Annotated in this window: 4 protein-coding genes; all 4 read left to right on the plus strand. The window is 57.4% G+C overall.

Going from position 1 to position 5,189, the window contains the following annotated elements:
* Positions 1-75: 75 nt before the first annotated feature.
* The gene (locus ACH0BU_RS17725) at positions 76-609 is read left to right on the plus strand and encodes a hypothetical protein (RefSeq protein ID WP_406889827.1); all 534 of its coding nucleotides are present in this window, start codon (positions 76-78) and stop codon (positions 607-609) included.
* Between the two features lie 786 nt (positions 610-1,395).
* Positions 1,396-2,595 carry a helix-turn-helix domain-containing protein gene (locus ACH0BU_RS17730; protein ID WP_406889825.1) on the plus strand — a complete coding sequence of 400 codons (1,200 nt, stop codon included), beginning with the start codon at positions 1,396-1,398 and terminating at the stop codon, positions 2,593-2,595.
* Positions 2,592-2,894, plus strand: a complete 303-nt coding sequence (locus ACH0BU_RS17735) for a hypothetical protein (protein ID WP_406889824.1) — start codon at positions 2,592-2,594, stop codon at positions 2,892-2,894. The genes ACH0BU_RS17730 and ACH0BU_RS17735 overlap by 4 nt, the downstream gene beginning before the upstream one ends.
* A 130-nt stretch (positions 2,895-3,024) precedes the next feature.
* The gene (locus ACH0BU_RS17740) at positions 3,025-4,968 is read left to right on the plus strand and encodes an NERD domain-containing protein (RefSeq protein WP_406889822.1); all 1,944 of its coding nucleotides are present in this window, start codon (positions 3,025-3,027) and stop codon (positions 4,966-4,968) included.
* Positions 4,969-5,189 lie beyond the last annotated feature (221 nt).

Below are 5,189 nucleotides of genomic sequence, written 5' to 3' on the forward strand. Positions count from 1 at the left end.
TACCCGTCACGCTGCTCGACGAAGGGGGTCCCTTTTGCACGCCGATAGGGGGTCCTTTTTGGACGCCGATTGACAGTGATCCGCCTTCTCCTTCTCCTATCCCTTTGCCTCACCTTTGGCTATTTGGTGCTCCGTATGCGCGGGACTGGCTTCTTCCGGCGACTGGTGAGCGGGTTTAGTCCCGCGCCAACGGCTATGCCGACGTCACCGGCTATCCCGCCTGTCATTGTCAACTATGACGACGACCGGGTTCCCAATAGTTCGAAGGGGCGCGTCACCCGCATCCTGGCCTCCCTCACAGAAGCTGAGAAGGCGATGCACCGGGAGCATATACCGGGATTCAGCCAAGCTGATGTCATCCAGATGCGCGAGCAGCACCTGCCAAAGCTCATCAAGAGCTACATCGACATCCCATCCGAGCATAGATCCGAGATCTTCCGAAAAACCGGAAAATCTGCCAGCTTCATCCTGAATGAGAGCCTAGACCAGATGCAAGGCAAGATCGACGAGATCCTGCGCAACCTCGCCCAACACGACATCGACGCCTTCACCAACAACACGAAGTTCATCAGCCAGCGCTACACGAACAGCAATCCGTTCGACAGATGAGAGAACTGGGCCTAACCGCCACTTAGGGCGGCTAGGATGATGCAACGGATAATACGGGCGGCCGCGTCCCACAGGACGGAACCGTCTCCTACAGTCTCACCAGACTGCTAGCCTAGAGCCGGACTGTCGTCCGTCCGATACGGCGTCGGTGAACGAACGGCGGGTTACAGCGGATCAGCCATTCTTTGAGATAGCTTTGAACGGCCGAGTTTGGCCGGTAGTCAACGCGCGCAAACGGCAGCTATCGCCATATGCCGGTCCGGAACCGGACATTCGCCTATCGGCCAGCCTCGGTCGACATCTGGCAGCCGGTTGGCGCAGCGCTGGAAGTCGGCTCCTGGCAAGACTTGCCATTCGACACATCATCTAGGAGCGGCAGAAATGTCCCACATCACGCCATTTGGGACGGCTGAGAGCGTCCCGCTATTCGATCCCAATCGGGAAAGCCAGTGCCGGACCAAGCCTCGCCATCGGTGTAACGCATGGTCGTATGCTCAGTCATATGCCTCACTCTTATCTAAGAGTGAGACCCTGTCAGGTCATTTAGGGGGCCACCTCAAACAGCCCGATCGGTCGTCAACGTGTACGGTTAATTTGCGCGAATTTCGATCGAACTAACCGGATAATCCCTAATTGTCGTATATTTTGTCCTTTCTCAATGCGGGTTTGCAAATATCCAAAATATTACCCTCTTACACCTGGGAAAACAGGACAAAATTGACCATCTTAAAATGACCTTCACACCGCCGTACTACTGGCATCGTACCACCCAGAGGAAGATGTGACATGGCATTTAAGGCGGAACTTTTTCGTAAGAAAATGAAGGCGTGTGGGGCCAGCCAAAAACAGCTGTCCGAAAAAATCCAGTGCGATGTGCGCTCAGTCAGTCGCTGGGCCAATGGCCACCAGATACCCAAGAGCGCCTCTATCGTGAAGCTGGCCGAAGCGCTTGGTTGCAGCCCCAAGGACTTCGACCCGGACTTTGCGGACAGCATGGAAGGCGTCATCGTTTCGGGCCGGGTGTCGGCAGCGTCGCACAATGCCTACGCGGCCATGAAGCTAGTTTTCAACGTTTCGCAGACCCAGATCCTCGAACTGGCGCCAATCCTGTTCGCGACCGTCGCGGCCCGGGCGCTCCAGATCCCCGGCGATGACGATGCCTTCTTCGCGGCGCATGAGTGCGAAGCGAGGAACCGGGGCATCCGCATCGGAAGGTTTGGAAGCCCGGACGAAGTCGAAGGTCTGGACCTCGATCGCGAGGCAGTCCGTAATCACAAATGCTTCGGGCTCGAACCAGAACAGGGTTCAACGGCTCTTCCGCGCAATCTCTTCTTCGAGGTATTGCGCCGGATGGTCGCGGAAACCGACAATGCGGTCAGCATCGATATGTGGGATCAAAACTGGCCCGACCATGTGCCCGATGCCAACGGCTTCAATCCCCACGTTGCCTTGCTTGATCTCGTCGCCGAGGGAGATCCGGAAATCACCCGCAGGCTGGTCCGCGGCGAGGTGCGCTTCTCCACCAGTATCGACAAGGCCGAGATCGCGAACAAGGGCGACCTGAACCAGCTGGCCGAGCTCATTCGTAAGGATCTGGCCGACCAAGCGGCCGCGCACCACGCGATGCTCGAGGACCAGCGGCGAGCAAGCCAGGCAAAGCTCGATCAATGGCGCCAGGGCTACGAACTGGAGCATCCCGAATGGGCGCAGGAATACGAGAAACTGACAGCAGCGCTTTGCCATCCGGCAGAATGGTATCCGGCCTACTACTCAGACAAGACGATTGAGGAGGCCCGTGCCAATCCCTTCGCAGAAACCCGCTTCGTTGACGACGCGCGGTACCCCGCCCCTTTCGCCTTCCGTAGGCGGTTCAAGCACGAGCCCGAACCTAGTTACCCTTGCACTAAGGCTGACGTCGAGAGGTTCGAGGAACTTCAGGCGCATCGCACCGCATCAAAGGCTGCGTTCGAGGGAGGCAGCCAGTGAACCCGTTCGATTGCCGCCGCCCCACCTCGTGCGCCGCCGCGGGCACGAAACTCAGCAGACACGCGGCGCTGCGCAGCCAGCAACGCAGCATGTCACCAGACATCATCGATGCCGTCATCGACTTCGGCCAGGAGCGCCACGCAGGTGGGGGATGCTTTAGCTATGCCTTCACCGATCGCACCTGGCGGCGGTTCGTCGAGCAGGTCGGGTCAGACGCCCGCCGGCTTGAGCGCGCCCGCAGCGCTTACGTGATCGTCGCTGAAAACGGCCTCGTCGTCACCACCGCCTGGATCCACTGATCGGGAGGCTACCGGCCCGAAGGTGCCAGGAAGGTACTGCGGACCGGGAGTAGCACGTGCAAACAACCGGTAAACGTCCGTTTTAGGTTTTTGCAATAACACACTTTTGAATTTCTGAAAAAGGTTGCTCATGTCCCGTATCGTCGAACCTCCCCGGAACGAACTCGACAGTCTGAGGCAGCCGCTCACTGCTGGCGAGCGCTTGGTGTTTGATCAACTGGATCGCGAACTGGACGAGGCCTGGGAGATTTACCTCCAGCCCCACCTCAACGGCACACGCCCAGACTTCGTGCTCCTTAATCCGACTGTCGGCATCGTCGTGATCGAGGTGAAGGACTGGAACTTCGACGCGATGCACTATTTTATCAAAACGCGAGACAACGGCCACGCCGAACTCTACGCTCGAAAGGGTGACGAGGAATTTGCCATCCCCAACCCGTTTTCAAGGATCAAGGAATACAAGGAAGCGATCTTCAATATATACTGCCCCCGCCTGCCCGAAAAGGCAGGATTCGGCACGATCACGCCCCTCGTGATCTTCCCATTTGCTCCCCGGGACCAGATACTGGAGCTTCAAAAGCGCTTTCTGAACGACAAGGAACAGGAAAACCGGGAAACTTGGCTCCCCGTCGCCGGGAAGGAAGACATGATGGCAGGCGGCCTGAAACGCAGGATCCCCTTGCTCAAACGTGAAGGTCAAACGGTCATGCGGCCATATCACGCTGCCGACATGCGGAAATGGCTCGTCGAACCCGATTTTGCCAAAACCCAGCGCGAACCGCTGGTCATGGACAGCAACCAGCGGACCATGACGAACACGAGAACCCCATCGGGCTATCGCCGCATCAAAGGGCCAGCGGGATCGGGCAAATCGGTGGTGCTGGCCGGTCGCGCCGCTCGGCTTGCCAGCGAGGGCAAATCGGTCCTCATTGTCTCGTTCAACATCACGCTGTGGCACTACCTGCATGACATGATCGTGCGCGGCTTGCGCGATCTCGTCGTGAACGGCAGATCCGTGTCGAAGCCGATGAGCGGAGTAACGTTCACTCATTTTCACGGGTGGTCCAAACAGGTCTGCCAGCACAGGCGGATCGAACACCTGGGGTTCCTCGATCGATACAGCAAGATCATGAAGCCGATCGCCGAGATTCAGAATAATCCAAGCCTCGATCCTAAAGAGAAGAAGCGGCGAATCAGTGCGATCAGTGGCCCAATCCTGAATGATCAGGTTCCTCGCTTAGCCGGAGAGGCTGCGCGTGCGCTCAGCCAATTCGAACAGTTCGATGCCGTGCTTGTCGATGAGGGACAGGATCTCCTGCCCCAGTGGTGGGACGCCCTGCGCAAAATTTGCCGCACGGATGGTGAAATGGTGCTGGTCGCCGATGTCACTCAGGACGTTTACGGCACAGCCGGGAACTGGACCGAAGAGGTGATGTCGGGAGCCGGATTCAAGGGGCCCTGGGCCCAACTCAAGGTCGGCTACCGCGTCCCTTCCGCTGCCCTGGGCCTCGCGAGGGACTTCGCCACGCGTTACCTACCCGCAGAATCGCGCGATTTGCCTGAACGTGACCAGGCTAGCCTCGAACTGGACGAAAGCTCGGTTCGCTGGATCCAATGTTCAGAGCAGGAGGCCGTCGCGAAGTGCACATATGCAGTGCATCAAATGAAATACAATGTGAAAGACAATAGCACGTCCAACAGCGACATCGTGTTTCTCTGTGATTCAATCGATCACGGTCAAAAGGTGGTCGACCAGTTGGAAACATACACAGGATATAAGCACAACATCGCCCACACTTACGAACATGACAAGGCGAAGGAAGGCCGCCTGAAAATGGCATTTTGGATGGGTCAACCGCGCATCAAGGCCACGACCTTTCACAGTTTCAAAGGATGGGAGACCCGGCTTCTCGTAGTTTACATCGCTAGCATCCGCGAATATAAAAACTGCACCGCAATTTATGCTGCACTCACTCGCTTGAAGCGTCATCCAGCTGGCAGTCATATAATTGTCGTTTGCTCGGAGCCTAGACTCGCAGAATTTGGCAGGCGTTACAACGAGATGGTCAGCTAAACCTAAGGTGCGGCATACGTATGACCTTCGGGTAGTCATGGGGATAGTCCACATCAATGGGTCCAGACCGTGGTGTAAGATGGGTACCCCCATCAACGTGTCTCTCGGCGATGGGGGCGGTGCAACGGCTGAGAAGTCCCATATTAGGGGTCGAATCCGGCTGAGGGCGAAATGACACCCTAAGCCTCGGCACCCTTCGGCCAGAGGTATTCGCCGGTGAG

The sequence above is a fragment of the Sphingomonas olei genome (assembly GCF_045369765.1).
GTDB classification, from domain to species: domain Bacteria; phylum Pseudomonadota; class Alphaproteobacteria; order Sphingomonadales; family Sphingomonadaceae; genus Sphingomonas; species Sphingomonas panaciterrae.

Coding starts and splice junctions, on each gene's coding strand:
- ACH0BU_RS17730 (WP_406889825.1), top strand. CDS start 1,396: ATGGCATTTAAGGCGGAACTTTTTCGTAAGAAAATGAAGGCGTGTGGG.
- ACH0BU_RS17740 (WP_406889822.1), top strand. CDS start 3,025: ATGTCCCGTATCGTCGAACCTCCCCGGAACGAACTCGACAGTCTGAGG.